The following is an 18,977-nucleotide window of genomic DNA, read 5'->3' as shown; positions in this document are numbered from 1 at the left end:
GGGGAACTCCATGGGCAGGTCGCGCGACTCGACATAGGCATCGAAGGCGGCGCGGCTGAACTTGCCTTCCAACGCCGCGAGCGCGCCGCGCGCGCCCTTGAGGCCGTAGACCGGCATCGTCAGCCGCTTGACGACGTCGGCCTGCAGGCGCTCGACCTGGCGCTCCTGCAGGCCGCGGGCCTCGGCGCCGGCGCGGTGCTGCTGCCAGATGACCGCCGCGGCCGTCAGCGCGAGACCGAGGGACAGCACCGCCGCAGCGGCCACCCATGCGGTCGTGCTGACCATCTCTGGCCCGGAATAGCCGTCTCCGATGCGCAAGCTGTCTCTCTTGTCTGGCGGCGCAATGCCTGCGCATCGATTGAAGCATGTCCGGCCCGCGCCGTCAGCCCCTGGCGACCCCGGCCCGCGCACAATGCCCGCCATGAATCTCTTCCTGATCCAGGCCCGCGCCAACCGCCTGATGAACCGCCGCCTGCTCGGCGCGCTGGCACAGCTGTCCGACGCCGATTTCCATGCGCCGCGCACCAGCTTCTTCCCCAGTCTGGCGCTGACGCTGAACCATGTGCTCAACGTCGACCACTACTACATCGCCGCGCTGCGGGGCGACGCGGCGATGCGCAGCATCTGGGCGAGTTATGTGCCAGCGAAGACCGTGTTGGAGCTGGCGGCGCGCCAGGATGAAAGCGACCTGCGCCTGATCGAGGTCTGTTCAGGCCTGGCGTCGGGCGACGAAGAGCGCATCGTCGCCTTCGACCGCGGCGCCGGCATCGAGAACGGTCCGCGCGAGCCGGTGGGCCGGGTGCTGGGCCACCTCTTCATGCACCAGACCCACCACCGCGGGCAGGCGCACGCCATGCTGGCCGGCACGGCCGTGAAGCCGCCCCAGCTGGACGACTTCATCCTGCTGGGGGACGACAAGCACCGCGTCGACGACATGGCCGCGCTCGGCTGGGCCGAGCCCGTCTAGGCCCTCGCGCTCAGGGGCGCAGGCTGCCCACCTCGCCGTCGTCGAACTGCTTGCCGACGACCGCGCCGATCAGCATCTTCACGCCGGCCACGGCATCGCCGTGCTTGTTGTCCCAGTACTGGCCGCCGGTGGGCTGCACGCGGATGACGCTGACGCAGGGATCGTCCTTCCCCTGTTCGAACCACACGCGGGCCAGCGGCGTCCAGAGCTTGTCGATGAGGGCCTTGTCGTGCAGCACCGCGGCCTGGCCGCTCAGGTGCATGAAGCCGGAATGTTCGGTGGCCTGGAAGTACAGCTCCACCTGCGGGTTGGCCTCGATCTCGGCGTTCTTGTGGCTGTGCTTGTCGCTGAGGAACCAGATCGTGCCGTCCTCGTCGATCTCGCGCACGCCCATCGGGCGCACGCCGCCATGCGTGACGAGGAAGCAGGTCTCGGCCTTCTTGGCGACCTCGCGGATCTTCTCGAGGGCTTCGGCGCCCGAGCGGTCGTGGAAGGCGTCGGCATCCCTGGGGTGGGTGGGATGCATGTCCTGGGTCGACGAATTCAGGATGGGGGCGGTCATGGGGAATCCTTGGCTGAACAACGGTTCCCTCAAGATAGGTCGCGCCCGCGGCAGGCCGTGTCAGCCTTCACGCCATGTGGCTGTCAGGCCAGACGGCGCGAGGCGCTCAGAGCTCCGCCACGCCCTTGATCCGCACCGGCAGCGCCACCGGCTGGGCCGCCACCTCGACCGCACGACCGTGGAAGCGGTCCAGCAGGGCCTGCCACTGCTTCTTCACGGCGACGACATTGGCATGCTTCACATGGCCGTAGCCGCGGATCTTCTCGGGCAGGCGGGCCAGCTCGACGGCGGTGTTGAGCTTGTCGGCGGTGAGTGAGGCCAGGATCTCGTCGACCAGCTTTTCGTAGTCGACGATCAGCTGGCGCTCCATACGCCTCTCCTGGGTCTTGCCGAAGATGTCGAGCGCGTCGCCGCGCTGATCTTTCAGATCCGCCCGCCACTTACAGTTTGGACACCGCGCAGATTGGCGCTGATGCGGTTTTAGGCGCCAAGAGACGATCAGAACTGACAGATCCAGGGAGGGTCTTCGTGAAACAAGAATTCTCAAGAGTGCGGCCGTGGACGCTTCGTAGCTTCGGGTGCGCCACCGGCTTTGCCGTCGGGTTGTTTTTTTCGGCGCTGTCTATGGCGCAGGCTCAGCCAGAGAACCCGGCCAGTGCTGCTTTGCATGCATCTTCTGTCCGTGGGGTAGCCTGTGATACAGGCGGACTCGACTGTCGCAATTCCGAAGTTCGTATTACCAATGTCATCGGCACAGGAGTCGCGCGTGTTCGAGGACCTCAGGGGCCGTCAGGACCGCCCGGGCCACCGGGTGCGAATGGTGTGGTTCATGTGGTCGCAGGTTGTGCAAGTTGCCCCAGTCAGCCGCCGTCGAACGCTCCGGCTTCCGTTATCGCTCCGATTGCGGCGGCGTTTGTCGCGGGGTTGTTTGGCCTGCTCGGGCTGATCATTGCCAAGGAGCAAAAGACTTCGGAGTTCCGTCAGGCCTGGATTGATGCCTTGCGAAATGATCTTGCAGATTTTTCATCGTCCGGAAAATCGTTCCTCTATTACGAGTCACTGCTGGCTGACGCCAAACGGACGAAAACACAGGGAGGGGCTCAGGCCATTGAGTATGAAAAGATGCTCAAGGAAACCTTTGAGCAGCTCGTTCACTCGCAGTCTCGAATCCGCCTGAGGATCAATCCGGCAGAAACAGATTCCGCCATGAAGGGCCGCAACGACACACTGCTTGCTGCGATCGCGAACATTCGCAGGGCTGTCAATGCTGATCTGTACGATGAAGCAGAGGCGGCGCTAGATAGCTTGCACGAAAAGGCAGCGCCGGTTTTGAAGGCTGAGTGGGCACGGGTCAAGCGCGGCGAAAGCCCCTACGTTTTCTCGAAAGTTGCGCTCGTCATCTTGATCGTTGTGACTCTAGTGGGTCTGGTGACGGTCCTCGTGAAGGCGCTTGCGTGACGTGCTGAGCGCCTGGCGCTCTTCTCAGAGCTCCGCCACGCCCTTGACCCGCACCGGCAGCGCCACCGGCTGGGCTACCACCTCGGCCGCACGGCCGTGGAAGCGGTCCAGCAGGGCCTGCCACTGCTTCTTCACGGCGACGACATTGGCATGCTTCACATGGCCGTAGCCGCGGATCTTCTCGGGCAGGCGGGCCAGCTCGACGGCGGTGTTGAGCTTGTCGGCGGTCAGTGAGGCCAGGATCTCGTCGACCAGCTTTTCGTAGTCGACGATCAGCTGGCGCTCCATGCGCCTCTCCTCGGTCTTGCCGAAGATGTCCAGCGCGCCGCCGCGCAAGCCCTTGAACTTGGCCAGCCACTTGAAGGCGGTGAAGGTCCAACTGCCCAGTTCGATCTTCTTCGCGCGGCCATCGGCGCCGGGCCTGGAGATCAGCGGCGGGGCGAGGTGGAAGCTCAGGCGCTCCCAGTTCTCGAACTGGTCCTTCATGGCCTTCTCGAAGCGGCCGTCGGTGTACAGGCGTGCCACCTCGTACTCGTCCTTGATGGCCAGCAGCTTGGCGTAATAGCGGGCCACGGCCTGGGTCAGGCGCTGACCCTTGCCGAGTTGAGATTCGGCAGCGCGCACCTGCTCGACCAGGGCGCGGTAGCGCTGGGCGTAGGCAGCGTCCTGGTAGTCGGTCAGGAACTGGGCGCGCCGCTCGATCAGGCCGTCAGGCCCGTCGAGCTGGTCGAAGTTGAAGAGCTTGACGACATTGACGTCGCCGGCCAGTCTCGCAATGGCGTCGGGTGCCGCGATGGCCAGCCGGCCCAGCGCGAAGGCTGTCTTGTTGCCTTCGACGGCGACGCCGTTGAGTTCGATGGCGCGCATCAGCGCCGCCTCGCTGACGGGGATCAGGCCGCGCTGCCAGCAGGCGCCCAGCATGATGATGTTGCTGGGCAGGGTGTCGCCCATCAGGCGCTGGGAGATGTCCTGGGCGTCGATGGTGCTGAGCTCACCCTGCTCGCCGACGGCGAACTTCATCTTGGCGATCAGCGAGTCGCCCTGCAGCGACGCATCCGGGTTGCGCACGAAGGTCGCGGTCGGCAGCTCGTGCGTGTTGGCGAGGATGACCGTGCGGCCGGCCTTGATGGTGCCCAGCGCATCGGGCGACGCGCCCACGACCATGTCGCAGGCCAGCAGCACATCGGCCTGTTGGGTGTCGATGCGCACCTGGTTGAGCAGGTCCAGCGTCGGCGCCACGCGCACGAAGGAGAGCACCGCGCCGCCCTTCTGCGCAAAGCCCATGAAGTCCAGCACCGAGGCCTGCTTGCCTTCCAGGTGGGCGGCCATGGAGACCAGCGCGCCGACCGTGACGACGCCCGTGCCGCCCACGCCGGTGACCAGCAGGTCGAACGGCCCCGTCCACTGCCAGGGCGCGGGTGGCGTGATGGCGGCGAGTTCGCGCGCCAGGTCCTGCGCCGTGTAGCTCCCGCCGGCCTTCTTCTTCAACACCGGCTCGTGCACCGACACGAAGCTCGGGCAGAAGCCGTTCACGCAGGAGAAGTCCTTGTTGCAGCTGCTCTGTTCGATGGCGCGCTTGCGGCCCCAATCGGTCTCGACCGGCACCACGCTCATGCAGTTGCTCGCCACGCCGCAATCGCCGCAGCCTTCGCAGACCGCTTCGTTGATGAAGATGCGCTTGGGCGGGTCAGCGAATTCCTTCTTCTTGCGGCGGCGGCGCTTCTCGGCGGCACAGGTCTGGTCGTAGATCAGCACCGTGACGCCTTCGATCTCGCGCAACTCGCGCTGAACCGCATCCAGCTCGCTGCGGTCATGGAATGTCGTGCCGGTCGGGAAGAGGCCATGGTGGCCGTCGTATTTGCCGATCTCGTCGGAAACGACCACCAGGCGCTTGACGCCCTCGGCCTCCACCTGGCGCGCGATCTGCGGCACGCTGGTCTGGCCGTCCACGGGCTGGCCGCCGGTCATGGCGACGGCGTCGTTGTAGAGGATCTTGTAGGTGATGTTGGTCTTGGCCGCGATGGCCTGGCGGATGGCCAGATAGCCCGAGTGGTAGTAGGTGCCGTCGCCCAGGTTCTGGAAGACATGCTTCTCGGTCGTGAAGCGCGAATGCGCCGCCCAGTCCACGCCCTCGGCACCCATCTGGATCAGGCCGGAGGTGCCGCGCTCCATCCAGCTCGCCATGAAGTGGCAGCCGATGCCGGCCAGCGCGCGCGAGCCCTCGGGCAGCTTGGTGGACGTGTTGTGCGGGCAGCCCGAGCAGAAGTAAGGCTGGCGGCGCACCGCGTCGGCCGCGTTGGACAGCAGCTGCGGCGTCAGGAAGTCGACGACGAGATGGCGGCGGTCCAGCGCGGGGTTGAGCCGCGCCAGCCAGTCGGCCAGCGTGCCCATGATGCGGCTGGGGCGCAACTCGCCCAGGGCACTCAGCACCGCGCAGCCATGCTCATCCGTCTTGCCGACGACGCGCGGGCGCTGGAAATCCGGCAGGTGGTAGAGCAGCTCCTTGATCTGGCGCTCGACGACCGGGCCCTTCTCCTCGATGACCAGCACGTCGGTCAGGTTGGAGCAGAACTCCACGATGCGCGTCGGCTCCAACGGGTAGACGAGACCGACCTTGTAGACCCGCACGCCGGCCGCGGCGAGCGCGTTGGGGTCGAGATCCAGGCGCCGCAGCACCTCCATGAAGTCGTAGTGGGCCTTGCCCACCGTCACGATGCCCAGCGTCGCGGCCGGGCTGGTGACGATGTGCTTGTCGATGCTGTTGACCTCGGCGAAGGCCTTCACCGCTTCGATCTTGTGCGCCAGGCGCGACTCCAACTCCAGCGAGGGCAGGTCGACCGAGCGGATGTGCAGATTGGTCGGCGCGACGTAATCGACGGCGTGGTCGAAGTTCAGCGCCACCGCGTCCAGGTCCACCGTCATGCCGCTCTCGACGACCTCGGAGATGGCCTTGAAGCCCACCCAGGCCCCCGAGAACCGGCTCAGCGCCCAGCCGTACAGGCCGAACTCCAGGTACTCGGCCACATTGGCCGGGTGCACCAGCGGCATGCTCCAGGCCTGCAGGGCCTGGTCGCTCTGGTGGGGTGTGCTGCTGGACACGCAGCCATGGTCGTCACCGCAGACGACGAGCACGCCGCCCTGCATCGACGTGCCGTAGACATTGCCATGCTTGAGCGCATCGCCGGAGCGGTCCACGCCCGGGCCCTTGCCGTACCACATCGCAAACACGCCGTCGACGGTGCGCTGCGGGTCCAGGGCGACGCGCTGCACGCCCAGGCAGGCCGTCGCGGCCAGGTCCTCGTTGATGGCGGGCAGGAACTCGATGTGGGCCTTCTCGAGAAATTTCTTGGCCTTCCACAGCTGCTGGTCGACCATGCCCAGCGGCGAGCCGCGGTAGCCGGAGACGAAGCCGGCCGTCTTCAGCCCGGCGCGTTCGTCCTGCGCCTTCTGCGCCAGCAGCAGCCGCACCAGGGCCTGCGTGCCGGTCAGGAAGACGGCGCCGTTGTCGGCCGCGAGGTTGTCGCTGAGCTGGTAGGGGCGCAGGGCGGGGGTGTCGGCCATCTAACTGTCTCCTTGGGGGCGGGAAATTCTTCCCTCCCGGGGGCGGAAGAACTTGCCTCATTGCCGGGTCAGCGCCGGCCAAATGAGATGATTCTTCTCCAAAGAGGCTATTTAACGAAACGCCCCCACGCTTCGCGCTGCTCGCTGCCCCCCGAGGGGGCGCGTCAGTGCCTTCGGGCGGCCGGGCGCCACTGACATGGAAACAAACCCACTCGACCGCGCCAGCCTGCAGATCCTGGAGGCCCTGCAGGCCGATGCCGGCCTGTCGACCCAGGCCCTGGCCGAGAAGGTCGGCCTGTCGGCCACGCCGGTGTGGCGGCGCGTCAAGGACATGGAGGACCGCGGCGTCATCCGCGGCCAGGTCGTGCTGGTGGACCGCGAAAAGATCGGCCTGTCCATCCTCGTGCTGGCCAATGTGAGCCTGGTGCGGCACAGCGAGGGCGCGGTCGAGCAGTTCGAGCAGCTCATCGCCACGCGGCGCGAGATCATCGAATGCCATGCCATCACCGGCGAGGCCGACTACGTCATCAAGGTCGTTGCCGCCGACATGAAGGCCTATGACCTGTTCCTGCAGCAGCACATCTTCAAGCTGCCGGGCGTGAGCAGCGTGCGCAGCAACGTGGTGCTGCGCGAGGTCAAGTACGAGACGGCGTTGCCGGTGGGCTGAGCTGTCCTACAGTGGGCTCGTCGCGACTCGACCGAGCCCATGGATTCCTTCTTCGCCCAGCTTTCCGATTCCGTCGCCACCGCCCGCACGTTGGAGGAGCTGACCCGGCCGCTGCTGGAGATGCTGGAGGCCGTCACGGGCCTGGAGTCGACCTATCTGACGACCATCGACCTCACCGAGGGCCTGCAGCACGTCATGTATGCGCGCAACTCGCGCGAGCTGCAGATCCCCGAGGGCCTGACCGTGCCCTGGGGCGACACGCTGTGCAAGCGCGCGCTGGACGAGAACCGCCCCTATACCGATGACGTGGCCGGCCTCTGGGGCGACTCCGGCGCGGCGCGCGACCTCGGCATCCAGACCTATGTCAGCACGCCGGTGCGCACCGACGACGGCGCCCTCTACGGCACGCTGTGCGCGGCCAGCTCGCAGCGCCGCGCGATGACGGCGTCGGCCGAGCATGTGCTGCATCTGTTCGCCCGCCTCATCGAGCAGCATGTGGAGCGCGAGCGCCTCGTCGAGAAGCTGCAGCGGGCCAATGCCGAGCTCAAGACGCAGGCGTTGACCGATTCACTGACCGGCCTGCTGAACCGCCGCGCGCTGATGCTGGAGCTGACCCGGCTGCGCGCGCTGGCCCAGCGCACCGGCAGCTGGCTGCTGGCCGGCGCCATCGACCTGGACGGCTTCAAGCAGGTCAACGACGTGCATGGCCACGACGCCGGCGACGACTTCCTGCGCGCCCTGGCTGCGCGCCTGCAGGCGGGGCTGCGCGGCGGCGACGTGCTGGCCCGCATGGGCGGCGACGAGTTCGTCGTCATCGGCCTCGGCCCCCAGCTCGGCGGCGACGGCATCGCGGCGGCGCGCCTGCTGCAGCAGCGGCTGGCCGGGGCCACCGTCGGCCGCCATGCGGCGGGCAGCGCCACCATCGACTACGCCGGCGCGAGCGTCGGCGTGGCCTGCATCGACCCCAACGATGCCGACATCGAGCAGGTGCTGAGGGAATCCGACGCGGCGATGTACCGGGTCAAGCTGGTCCGGCGTCAGCAGGGCTGAGCACCCGCAACGCCGCCTCGAAATCCAACCGGTCCAGCGCGCGGCGCAGCGTCTCGAAACCGGCTTCGCCGCAGGCCGCTCGCAGCGCCGGCGCCAGCGGCTGGAACAGGTCGAGTGCCGCCAGGTCGTGGGCCTGCAGGGCCTGTTTCAGACGCGCCAGCGCCAGCGCATCCAGAGGGCCGCCCGCCGCGGCCGGCGGGGCGGGGCGACGGCGCTGCAACCAGGGCCGGGCCTGCGTCGCCAGGGCGGTCAGCAGCCGCGCCACTTCGGCCAGGTCGGCATGGAAGTCGCCGCCGGCACGGGCCAGGGCTTCACCGCGCTGGGCCGCTTCGCGCAGGGGCCGTGCCGCCAGCAGGCCGGCGCTGCCGCCGAGCTTGTGCAGCCGGGGCGCCACCTGCGCGGCATCCAGCGGTGWCGGCGCCGTCAGGTCGCTGAACTCGTCGAGCAGGCGCTCCATCAGCCGGGCGTAGAAGGCCACATCACCCTGCATGCGCTGGCTGRCCTCGTCGCTGTCGACACCGTCCAGCGCCGGCCAGGGCTCGCCTGCCTGGGCCTCGCCGGCGCGCGCGGCCACGGCCAGCCGCCGGCCCTGCGCGCGCTCGACATGCTCGCGCAGCAGCTGCACGAGGCCGGCCGGGTCGAAGGGCTTGCTGATGAAGCCGTTCATGCCGGCGTCCAGCGCGCGCTGGCGCTCGCTGAGCAGGGCGCCGGCCGTCAGCGCCAGGATGGGCAATTGTTGCAGGCCGAGTTCGGCGCGGATGCTGCGCGTCGCGGACAGGCCGTCGAGGACAGGCATCTGCACGTCCATCAGCACGGCGTCGAAAGCGGCCGGCGCGGCGCGCAAGTGCGCCACCGCCATGGCGCCGTCCTGGGCCAATGTGACGATGGCGCCCTCCTGCTCCAGGATGCGCTGGGCCACCTCGAGATTGATGGGGCTGTCATCGGTCACCAGCACACGCACGCCGGGCAGGCGCTGCACGGTCGTGGCATCGGGCGCGCCGGCCAGCAGATGCCGGGCCGCACCGTGGCCGGCCAGGGCCGCGTGCACGGCATCGAAAAGGGCCGATACATCGGCCGGCAGACGCAGCTGACCCGTCCCGGCCGCGCGGCTCATCAGCACGCAGGGGAGGGCAGCCAGGCGGGTTTGCAGGGCTCGCTGCTCGGTGGGGGTCAGGGTCTGCAGCAGGCGGTGGTCGAGCAGCACGAGATCGGGCGCGCTGCGGTCCAGTCGTTCGGCCAGCCCGGTGGCGTCGTCCAGCGGCTCGGCCCGCCAGCCGAGGGCGGCGCACAGGCGCTGCAAGGCGTCGCGCTGGGTGGCGTCGTCGCTGGCGAGCAGCAGCTTCAAGGGCCGCGCAGCCGCGGCCAGGCCCACCGCCGGCGCGAAGGGCAGGCGCACCAGGAAGCGGGTGCCCGCGCCCGGGCTGCTGCTGACGCCAACCTGGCCGCCCATCAGCTCGCACAGCTGCTTGACGATGGACAGGCCAAGGCCCGTGCCACCGTAGCGGCGCGACGTGGAGCTGTCGGCCTGGGTGAAGGGCGTGAAGATGCGCGACAGCGCTTCGGCCGGGATGCCGATGCCGCTGTCCTGCACGGCGATCTCGAGCTGCAGCGGCCGTGCCTGCGCCTCGGTGCAGCGCGCGCTCAAAGTGACCTCACCCTCGGCGGTGAACTTGATCGCGTTGGACACGAGGTTGCCGACGATCTGGCGCAGCCGCGCTRCATCGCCCAGCAGCAGCGGCGGCAGGCCGGCATCGAGGTCGAGGTTCAAGGCGATGTGCTTGGCCTCGGCCTGGGGCTGGAAGAGGCTGGTGACGTCCCGCAGCAGGGCTTGCGGGTCGAAGGGCGTGGCCTCCAGCACCATTTCACCGGCCTCGATCTTGGACAGGTCCAGCACCGCGTTGATGACGTCCAGCAGCGAGCGGCTGGCACTGCTCATCTTGGCCAGCAGGTCGCGCTGGGCGTCGTCCAGCGCCGTGCGCTCGAGCAGGAAGCTCAGGCCCATGACGGCATTCATCGGCGTGCGGATCTCGTGGCTCATATTGGCCAGGAAATCGCTCTTGGCGGCGCTGGCGGCGTCGGCCGCCAGCATCGCGCGGCGCAGTCTGTCGGCGGCGGCGCGGCGCTCGGTGATGTCCTGCACGGCGCCCACCAGCCTGGCGACGCGTCCGTCCTGTCTCTCCGCGGCCCCCACGGAATGCAGCCAGCGCAGGCGGCCATCGGGCGCCAGCAGCTCCAGCTCCAGGTCCCAGCCCTCGCCCATGCTGGCGGCCCTGGCCATGGCCTCGCGCAGCTTCTGCTCGGACTCGGGCATGAGGCCGCGCAGCATGGCCTCGGTGTCGAGCTCGGTGCCTGGGGGCAACTGGTGGATGGCGTGGGTCTGGGCGGTCCAGCTGAGGTGGCCGCTGACGAGGTCCAGCTCCCAACCGCCCACACCCGCCATCTGGCCGGCGCGCTCCAGGAAGGCCTCGTTGCGCTCGAGCTGGCGGTTGCTGTCGCGCAGCGCCGTGTCGCGCTGCTGCAGGGCTGCCGTCATCGCGTCCAGGGCCTGGGACAGCTGGCCCAGCTCGTCCTTGCTGTTCAGGCTGCTGCGGGCGGCCAGGTCGCCGCCCTCGACGGCCTTGGCCACCGCGCGCAGCCTGTCGATGGGCGCGAGCACGCGCTTCAGCAACAGGCCGGCGAGCAGCAGCGTCAGCGTCAGGGTCACAACATGGGTGGCAATAGCGAGCCAACGCTGGTTGACAGCATCTCGGCGTCGCGACTCGACCAGGTCACGCGACAGCTCGAAGGCGCCGTCGCTGACGCGGCGCGTCTCGTTGACGAGCTGGTCGGTCAGCGTCTCGCGGCGGGCCACGCCGTCGGCGTCGACGACGGGCGACTGGGAGGCCTGGCGCAGCGTGGCGAAGATCTGCGGCAGGCTGCGGGCCGTGTGCTGCAGGTCCTCGACCTGCTCCGCGCTGGCCGCATCGGCGGCGGCGTAGTCGGCGAGGGCCCGGCTCAGGCGCTGGTGCACGAGGTTCCACTGCCGCGCGGCGCGTTCGCTGTGATAGAGGCCGTAGTCCTGGGTCAGCACGAGCAGGCCGGCGGCGTCGCGGGCGATGATCTCGACCGTCGTGCGCTGGGCATCGTTGCGCTCCGAGGCCTCGCGTTCGATGGCGATCGTCGTCAGCCGCGCGCCGACCACCCCCAGCGCGGCGATCACGCAGGTCATCAGCGCGGGACGCAACCGCATCAGTGCCTCTTCTCGGCGGGCCGAGCGCCGGGCCGCTCCCTAGCCGGCCCGCTCTGGCGATGTACATGCGGTTCGACGCCGCATGTATCGCCGTCCCCCAGGGGGACCGACTGGACACGCCCGCGTTCAGCAGGGCGAGGGCAGGCGAGGGGCTTCGTCATCACTTGACGAGGGTCATCGCGCGTGGATCGAGGGCGCGCAGGGGCTCGATGCGCATCAGCTCGAGATAGTCCGGCATGGCCTTGCCTTCCACCAGGCCCTCGCGCACGGCCCAGCGCGACTCGGCCTCCAGCGTGGACAGCAGGTTCTGGTCCAGGCCGAGACGGAATTCATAACCGTCGAGCTGGGCGGCCGCGTTGCGGGCGTCGACCTTCCAGCGTGCGCCGAGCAGTTCATGGGCCCGGCCCGGCTGGCCGTTGAGCAGGGCCACGCCGCGCTGCGCGGCCTTGAGCAGGCGCAGCAGCGTGTCCTGGCTGAGGCCGCGCTGGGCGACCAGGTTGACCATGACGGTATAGGGCCGCAGCGTGGGCAGCTGCACACCCTTGGCGCCCAATTGCTCCAGCGCCTGCGGGCCGGCGGGGCGGTAGAGGCTGGCCGCGTCGACCTCGCCGCGCAGCAGCGGGTCGGCGCCGCGATTGGGGTCGATGAAGACCAGGCTCACCGAGTCGCGCGGCACGCCGTTGACGAGCAGGAAGACATTGGTGAAGTAGTGGGCGCTGGTGCCGCGCACGACGCCGATGCGCTTGCCGGCGAGGTCGGCCGGCGTGCGGATGCCGCGGTCGGTGCGTGCCACCAGCGCGGCGTCGCGCGTCGAGCTGCCGAAGGTGGCGAGGATGTCGAAGCGCTGGCCGGCATGCAGGGCGAACACCATGGGCGTGTCGGCCACGGTCGCGATCTGGGCCTCGCCGTCGGTCAGGTGCTTGAGGCAGCGCCGGCCATTGATGCAGCCGATGATCTGCACATCCAGGCCCTCGGCCGCGAAGAAGCCCTCCTGGGCGGCCAGTTGCATGGGCGCGAACAGCGTCGACTCGCCGACCGCGATGACCAGCGGCGCGCCCTGGGCGGTCAGCGTGGCCAGGGCGACCAGCAGGCCGGCGGCCCAGCGGCGCCATGAGGGTGGGGTGGATGAGGTCAAGGGCATGTCGAGGCCTTGTCTGGCGATGCGCGATCTTCGCCGCCCCGCCGCGGCCTGCGCTCAGGCTTCGGCATGCGCCTCGCTGGTTTCGGGCACTTCACCCACGCGACCCCGGCCGGCCGCCTTGGCGGCATAGAGGCCGCGGTCGGCCGCCTCGACGAGGGACTCGCCGCGCGTGCGCACCAGGCTGGCGTCCCTGTCGGGCCGGGCCGCGGCCCAGCCCACCGAGACGCTGACGGTGCAGCCTGGCGGCGCGTCGGCATGCGGCAGGCCAAGGTCGGCGATGGCGTCGACGATGCGCTGGGCCATGGCGCGGGCGCCGGCCGCGTCGGTCTGCGGCAGCAGCACGGCGAACTCCTCGCCGCCGTAGCGCGCCGCGAGGTCGGCCGGGCGGCGGATGCAGGCGCGGATGGCGGCGGCGATCTCGCGCAGGCAGGCGTCGCCGGCGACATGGCCGTAGCGGTCGTTGTAGCGCTTGAAGTGATCGGCGTCGATGAGCAGCAGCGCGACGCTCTCGTGGCCGCGGCGGGCGCGCTCGCATTCGATGCGCAGGTCCTGGTCGAAGCGGCGGCGGTTGGCCAGGCCGGTCAGGCCGTCGGTCAATGCCGAGGCGCGCAGCGCGTCGCCCAGGGCCTTCAGGCGCAGCTGGGTGCGGGCACGGGCGACGACGACCTCGGCCACCGGCGGCTTGCGGATGAAGTCGGAGGCGCCAGCCGCAAAGCCCGCCACCTCGACGGCGACTTCGGTGTGGCCGGTGATGATGACGACGGGAACGTCGGCCAGGCGTGGGTCGGCGCGCAGCGCGGTGCAGACCTCGAAGCCGGACAGCCCGGGCATCTCGGCGTCGACGAGGACGAGGTCGGGCGGGCTCTCGCGGGCCAGGCGCAGCGCGGCTTCACCGCTGAGCGCGAAGCGCACCTCGCCCAGGCCGTTCAGCATGCGCGCCAGCACCTGCACGCTGGCCGGGTCATCGTCGACGAGGAGCAGGCTCTGGCGCGTGCCGAGCTCGGCGGGCCAGGTGTCGGGCGCGGGCAGCTTCATGTCGCGAGCGGCGCTTCGTGGCCGTCGGCGGTCGCCGCGCACACGTGGACACGGCCGCTGGCGTCGGCGCGCGCGGCGGCCAGTGCGGCGACGGCGGCCGCGGCTGGGTCGCCGTCATGGGCGAGCAGGCCGATGCCGATGGCCAGGCTCAGTTCCTGTTCGCCGGCCAGGGATTGCTGCAGCCGTGCGGCGAGGGCGGCGGCGCCGGCGGCGGTGGTGTCGGGCAGCAGCAGCGCGAAGCTTTCGTCGCCGTGGCGGGCGACCAGGTCGGCCGGCCGCTGCAGGGCCTGCTGGGCCAGGCCGGCGACATGGCGCAGCGCGTTGTCGGCGGCGCCCTGGCCATGGCGCTCGCGGTAGGCGGCCAGGCCCTGCAGGCCGGCCAGCAGCAGGGCCAGCGGCTGGCCGCTGCGGCGCGCGCGGCGGCATTCCAGGTCCAGCTCCTCGTCGAGCTGGGCGCGCTCGGCCAGGCCGGTCAGTGGGTCGCGGCGGGCCAGGCGCACGAGGCGCTGGGCGGTGCGGTGCAGGCGCAGCTGCATGGCGACGCGGGCCCGCAGCGCGGGACCGGCCACCGGCTTGGCGACGAAGTCGGCCGCGCCGAGCTCGAAGACGGCCGATTCGACGCGGGCATCGGTGTGCTGGGTCACGAAGATGACGGGCACTTCGGCCAGCAGCGGGTCGGCCTTCAGTTGGCGGCAGACCTCGAAGCCGTCGATGCCGGGCATCTCGGCATCCAGCAGCACCAGTTCGGGCTGCCAGTTGCGCGCGATGGCCAGGGCCTGGGCACCGTCGGTCGCGAAGCGCAGCTGGCTGTAGCCCGACAGCAGCCGTCCCAGCATCTGGATCATGCCGGGGTCGTCGTCGACGAGCAGCACGCGGGCATCGGCCAGCGAGGGCAGCAGGCTGTCGAGCCGGCTGGCCAGCGGGCTGGGTGCGGCGGGGTGGATGGCGCTGGGGAGGGTCAAGGTCATGGCGCGGCCCATTTTGGGGCCACGCGGTGGCGCTGGGCTAGTCGGCGGGCTGGCTGGCCTGCAAAAGCATTTCGAAACGGCAGCCGCGGCCGGGCTGGCTGTGCACTTCCAGGCGGCCGCCCATGGCCTGCACGAGGTCGCGCGTCAGCGTCAGGCCCAGGCCCGTGCCGGGGATGCCGCCGCCGGCGCGGCCGAGGCGGTTGTAGGGCTCGAAGAGGTGGGCGAGCTGGTCCTCGCTGAGGCCGCAGCCATGGTCCTGCACGGCCAGCGCGACCTCGGCGCCGCGGGCTTCGATCTCGACTTCGATGCACAGGCCGTCGCCGGCGTACTTGATGGCGTTGGACAGCAGGTTGTCCAGGCATTGACGCAAGCGTCGGGCGTCGGCACGGACAGGGACCGGGGCCGCCGGTGCCGGCGCGTTCAGCAGCATGCCGACGGCGGCGGCCTGGGCCGCGGCGGGCTCGCAGGCCTGGCCGGCCAGCGCATGCAGCTCGACGTCCTTGAGCTCGACATGGAACTGGCCGGACTCCATGCGCGCCACATCGGTGACGTCGGCGAGCAGCCCCGAGAGGCGACCGACGGCATCGAGGATATGGGCGAGCTTGTCGGCCTGGCCGGCGCTCAGGCGTTCGGCCTGCATCAGCTGGGCGAAGCCCTTGATGACGTTGACGGGATTGCCGATCTCGTGGGCGATATAGGACAGCATGGACGTGGTCGCACGGCGCGCGGCGGCGGTCTCGGTCTGGCGGCGCACCAGGGCCTGTTCGCGATCGCGCTCGCGGGTGTCGCGCAGCACGTGCACGGTCAGGGCGTCGGCACCTTCGCCTTCGGTCGAGGTGCTGACCTCGACCGGCACGCGTTGGCCACTGGCACGCTGCACGCAGTGGCGGCCGAGGGCGTCGACGATGAGCAGTTCGTCCAGGTGCAGCCGGTTGAGAGGCTCCGCCTGCAGGTTGAGCAGCGCGCTGGCAGCCGCATTGGCCATGACGACGCGGCCCTCGGTGTCGACGACGAGGATGGCGTCCTTGCAGGCCTCGACGACGGCAGCGACGCGGCCATCGCTGATCTGGCGGTGGCGATGGTCGGCCTGGTCGAGATAGCGCTCGACGGAACGCTTGCGGTCGACGAGGCGGCGCACGCGGGCGCACAGCACCGGCGCGCTGAAGGGCTTGCGCACGAAGTCGTCGCCGCCCAGGGCCAGCGCGCGGGCCTCGTGGCCGATGGTGTGCGAGTTGGTCAGGAACATGATGGGCACCTGGCCCAGCGCGGGGTCGGCGCGCAGCCGCTTGCACAGCCGGAAGCCGTCGCTGTCGGGCAGGTCGATGTCCAGCAGGATGAGGTCGGGCTTGAGCTCGCCGACGAGGCTCAGGGCCTGGGCGCCGTTCAGCGCGAAATGGCATTCGCCGACCTCGGCCAGCAGGCTGCGCACGAGCTGGATGCTGGTGGCGTCGTCGTCGACGATGAGGATGCGCGTGCGGCTCGGGGCGGTGGCCTCGGTCGTGGCCGGCCGCTCGGCGGCGGCGCGCAGCTGGGTGCGCAGTCGCGCCAGCACCTGCACGTCGTCGAAGGGCTTGCGCAGGAAGTCGTCGGCGCCCAGGTTGAGGGCGCGGGCCTCGGTGCCGGTGTCGGCATGCGAGGTCGCGAAGATGATGGGCAGGTCGGCCAGGCCCGGCGTGGCGCGCAGGCGGCGGCAGACCTCGAAGCCGCCCAGATCGGGCAGATCGACGTCGAGCAGCACAAGGTCGGGGCGGTGCTGCTCGGCCAGGCGCAGCGCGTCTTCGCCATTGGTGGCGAAGCTGATCTGGGCGAAGCCCTTGAGCAGCTGGCCCAGGTACTCGATGACGGCCACGTCGTCATCGACGACGAGCAGGTGGATGAGGCAGGCGCGCTCGGCCGGCGTGCGGGCCGTTGCCGCGGCCGGGCGCCAGATCACGCGGGGCTTGGGCAACGCGGGTGCGAGCCTGGGGCCCGTCGTGGTGGCATTCATCATGTTCTCTCCCTGAGAATCAATCGACTCAGCGGCCGCCGTGCTGGGCCAGCGCGTCGGCCAGGCGGCCGGCCAGCTCGAGGATGTCCAGCGGCTTGGTCCAGTAGTCGTCGAAGCCGGCCTGCATGGCCCGCTCGATCTGCCCCGGCGTTGCGTCGGCGGACAGCGCGATGCACAGCGTGCCGGCCAGGGCGGCGTCGGCGCGCAGCTCCCGGACGACGTCCAGGCCCGACAGGCCCGGCAGGTTGATGTCGGTCAGCACGACCTCGGGCTTGCGCGTCCTGGCCAGGGCCAGGCCGGCGCGGCCGTCACCGGCGTGCAGCACGCGCCAGTCGGGTCGGTCGCGCAGGGCTTCCTGGACCAGCAGCGTGTTGAGCGGCTCGTCTTCGATGTAGAGCAGCGTGTACGCGTCGTCGGCGCCAGGCCCGGCGCTGGAGCCTGAAGGCCGGCCGGGTTGGTCGCGGTCGACATCGAGCAAGCCGTCGACGAGTTGGTGCAGGCGCTTGGCGGAGTCCAGTACCCATTCGATGCGCTCCTGTTGATGCGGCGTCAGCGGGTCGTCATGGTTGAGCAGCAGCAGCTGGCTGAAACCGATGACGGCGTTCAGTGGCGTGCGCAGCTCATGGCTGGCGCGCGACAGGAAGGCGCTCTTGGCGGCGCTGGCCTGTTCGGCGGCCAGCTTGTCGCGGCGCAGGTTTTCGATCTCGATGTGCTCGTCGACATCGGCGATGAAGCCATGCCAGAGCACGCTGCCGTCGGCCTGCGTCGAAGGGCTGGCGCGGCCGGAGCGCCAGGCCGGCTTGTCGCTGCCGGGCAGGCAGACGCGGAACAGGCGCTGCCAGGGCTGCAGGCTGGCCTCGGCCTCGCGCATGCCGGCCAGCAGGCCGGGCAGGTCTTCGGCGTGGACGCGCTCGGCGAAGACGCGCAGGCCCTCGGGCTGCAGCGGCGAGACAGCGCCGAAGATGTGCTCGGCCTGGCCGCCGACGAAGCTGAGTTCGCCGGGGCTGCCCGCGGTGCTGCGGTACTGGAACAGCATGCCGGGCGTCTCGGTGCCGAGGCGGCCGAGCAGCTCGGCCTGGGCCTGCAGATGGGTGCGGCTGGCGAGCAGGTCGACATGCTCGCGGCGGTGGGCGAACCAGGCGCTGACGGCGTTGGCGATGTCGGCCAGCAGCGTGGCTTGCACGGCATCGAGGCGGCGCGGCACCGTGTCCCCGACGCACAGGGCGCCCAGCGTCAGGTTGCCCAGGCGGATGGGCAGGCCGGCATAGGCGCGCAGGCGGGTTTCGCCGACGACCCAGGGGCTGTCGGCGAAGCGCGGGTCGGCCGCGGCGTCAGCCACCTCGAACAGGCTCTCGCCGCGGATGGTGTGGGTGCAGAAAGACTGGTCGCGTTCACCGTCCAGGATTTCGGTGCCGTAGCGGGCCTTGAACCACATGCGGCGCTCGCCGACGAGGCTGATCAGCGCGATGGGATAACCCAGCAGATGGGCGGCGCAGCGCACCAGGCCATCGAGCACCGCGTCGGGCTCTGGCTCACGCGGCGGCTCGCTCAGGCCCAGTTCGGCCAGGCATTGCAGGCGCAGGGCTTCGTCCAGAGGCAGTTCGGCAGCATTCATGGTGGGCAATCTAGGTGCCCACCCTCTGCGGCGATGCGGGGAGTTCTTGACGTCGGTTGTCAGGGCGCCTAGGTCGGCGCGGTTCAGGCGTCGTTGCTGACCAAGCCGTGACGTATTGCCAACTTGACGAGAGCCGTCACGTCGGGCGCGCCGAGCTTGGCCATCAGCCGGCTGCGGTAGCTGTCCACCGTCTTGGGCGACAGGTGCAGGGCGGTGGCGATCTCGGTGCTGGAATGGCCGTCGACGACCATGGTGACGACCTGGCGCTCGCGCACCGACAGGCTGGCGAAGGGGTCGTCGCCTGCGCCTTCAGCCAGCGCCCGCGCGGCCAGTTCGGCCACGCCCTGGCCGAGGTGGCGGCGGCCGGCGCGCAGGGCTTCGATGGCCTGCAGCAGTTCTTCCGACGGCGAGCCCTTCAGCACATAGCCGCAGGCGCCGAGCTTGAGCGCCATGCCGACATGACGGGGCTGGGCCGACATCGTCAGCACCAGCGGCCGCACGGTCAGGTGGCGGCGCTGCAGCTCGGCCAGCAGCTCCATGCCGGAGCGCGGGCCGATGGACAGGTCGACGAGGACGATGTCGGGCGTCAGCTGCTGCAGTTCGGCCAGGGCAGCGGTGATGTCGCCGCTGTCGCCGACGACGTCATGGCCAGCCTCGGTCAGCAGCGCGCGCAGGCCTTGGCGGACCATGGCGTGGTCGTCGACGAGGTAGACGCGAGCAGCTTGTGTCATGTCAGT

15 protein-coding genes are annotated in these 18,977 nt (G+C 70.0%); 4 read left to right on the top strand and 11 right to left on the bottom strand.

From position 1 onward, the window contains the following. The coding region (locus AC1D2H_RS20590; protein ID WP_478012266.1) for a hypothetical protein at window positions 1-318 on the bottom strand (318 nt) is incomplete at its 3' end. A gap of 103 nt (window positions 319-421) precedes the next feature. On the opposite strand from AC1D2H_RS20590, the gene AC1D2H_RS20585 reads away from it, so the two are divergent. Then, window positions 422-967 carry a DinB family protein gene (locus tag AC1D2H_RS20585; protein ID WP_478012265.1) on the top strand — a complete coding sequence of 182 codons (546 nt, stop codon included), beginning with the start codon at window positions 422-424 and terminating at the stop codon, window positions 965-967. Between the two features lie 10 nt (window positions 968-977). Here the strand turns inward: AC1D2H_RS20585 and AC1D2H_RS20580 are convergent, their stop codons facing one another. Both AC1D2H_RS20580 and AC1D2H_RS20575 read right to left on the bottom strand, forming a co-directional pair. Next, window positions 978-1,529 carry a pyridoxamine 5'-phosphate oxidase family protein gene (locus AC1D2H_RS20580; protein ID WP_478012264.1) on the bottom strand — a complete coding sequence of 184 codons (552 nt, stop codon included), beginning with the start codon at window positions 1,527-1,529 and terminating at the stop codon, window positions 978-980. Between the two features lie 106 nt (window positions 1,530-1,635). Next, window positions 1,636-2,076 (bottom strand): DUF6537 domain-containing protein, encoded by a 441-nt coding sequence (locus AC1D2H_RS20575; RefSeq protein WP_478012263.1) that lies wholly within the window; start codon window positions 2,074-2,076, stop codon window positions 1,636-1,638. On the opposite strand from AC1D2H_RS20575, the gene AC1D2H_RS20570 reads away from it, so the two are divergent. Next, window positions 2,058-2,987 carry a hypothetical protein gene (locus AC1D2H_RS20570; RefSeq protein WP_478012262.1) on the top strand — a complete coding sequence of 310 codons (930 nt, stop codon included), beginning with the start codon at window positions 2,058-2,060 and terminating at the stop codon, window positions 2,985-2,987. The genes AC1D2H_RS20575 and AC1D2H_RS20570 overlap by 19 nt on opposite strands. A 24-nt stretch (window positions 2,988-3,011) precedes the next feature. On the opposite strand, the gene AC1D2H_RS20565 is transcribed toward AC1D2H_RS20570, so the two are convergent. After that, window positions 3,012-6,548, bottom strand: a complete 3,537-nt coding sequence (locus tag AC1D2H_RS20565) for an indolepyruvate ferredoxin oxidoreductase family protein (RefSeq protein ID WP_478012261.1) — start codon at window positions 6,546-6,548, stop codon at window positions 3,012-3,014. Window positions 6,549-6,744: 196 nt separating this feature from the next. Here AC1D2H_RS20565 and AC1D2H_RS20560 point away from each other — a divergent pair, with 196 nt between their 5' ends. Both AC1D2H_RS20560 and AC1D2H_RS20555 read left to right on the top strand, forming a co-directional pair. Next, window positions 6,745-7,215, top strand: coding sequence for an Lrp/AsnC family transcriptional regulator (locus AC1D2H_RS20560; protein WP_477931069.1), 471 nt, complete (start codon window positions 6,745-6,747; stop codon window positions 7,213-7,215). 39 nt (window positions 7,216-7,254) lie between these two features. Continuing rightward, window positions 7,255-8,265, top strand: coding sequence for a sensor domain-containing diguanylate cyclase (locus AC1D2H_RS20555; RefSeq protein ID WP_478012260.1), 1,011 nt, complete (start codon window positions 7,255-7,257; stop codon window positions 8,263-8,265). On the opposite strand, the gene AC1D2H_RS20550 is transcribed toward AC1D2H_RS20555, so the two are convergent. The 7 genes from AC1D2H_RS20550 to AC1D2H_RS20520 all read right to left on the bottom strand — a co-directional run bounded on the left by AC1D2H_RS20550 (window position 8,237) and on the right by AC1D2H_RS20520 (window position 18,971). Then, entirely contained in the window at window positions 8,237-11,494 is a 3,258-nt protein-coding gene (locus AC1D2H_RS20550; RefSeq protein ID WP_478012259.1) for a hybrid sensor histidine kinase/response regulator, read from the bottom strand. The two genes, AC1D2H_RS20555 and AC1D2H_RS20550, sit on opposite strands and share 29 nt — an antisense overlap. 160 nt (window positions 11,495-11,654) lie before the next feature. Then, a complete protein-coding gene (locus AC1D2H_RS20545; RefSeq protein WP_478012258.1) occupies window positions 11,655-12,635 on the bottom strand; it encodes an ABC transporter substrate-binding protein in 981 nt (326 codons plus the stop codon). A gap of 54 nt (window positions 12,636-12,689) precedes the next feature. Then, on the bottom strand, window positions 12,690-13,670 hold the full coding sequence (locus tag AC1D2H_RS20540; protein ID WP_478012257.1) for a diguanylate cyclase domain-containing protein: 981 nt from the start codon (window positions 13,668-13,670) through the stop codon (window positions 12,690-12,692). Next, entirely contained in the window at window positions 13,667-14,638 is a 972-nt protein-coding gene (locus tag AC1D2H_RS20535) for a response regulator (RefSeq protein ID WP_478012256.1), read from the bottom strand. The genes AC1D2H_RS20540 and AC1D2H_RS20535 overlap by 4 nt, the downstream gene beginning before the upstream one ends. A 37-nt stretch (window positions 14,639-14,675) precedes the next feature. Further along, window positions 14,676-16,625, bottom strand: a complete 1,950-nt coding sequence (locus AC1D2H_RS20530) for an ATP-binding response regulator (protein ID WP_478012255.1) — start codon at window positions 16,623-16,625, stop codon at window positions 14,676-14,678. Window positions 16,626-16,653: 28 nt separating this feature from the next. After that, a complete protein-coding gene (locus AC1D2H_RS20525) occupies window positions 16,654-18,240 on the bottom strand; it encodes a hybrid sensor histidine kinase/response regulator (RefSeq protein WP_477931056.1) in 1,587 nt (528 codons plus the stop codon). 83 nt (window positions 18,241-18,323) lie between these two features. After that, the gene (locus AC1D2H_RS20520; protein WP_477931054.1) at window positions 18,324-18,971 is read right to left on the bottom strand and encodes a response regulator; all 648 of its coding nucleotides are present in this window, start codon (window positions 18,969-18,971) and stop codon (window positions 18,324-18,326) included. Between the last annotated feature and the right edge of the window lie 6 nt (window positions 18,972-18,977).

The organism is Roseateles sp. P1_C1_2 (assembly GCF_056406535.1).
The sequence above is the reverse complement of the archived record's forward strand: the minus strand, read 5'-3'. Positions and strand labels throughout refer to the sequence as shown.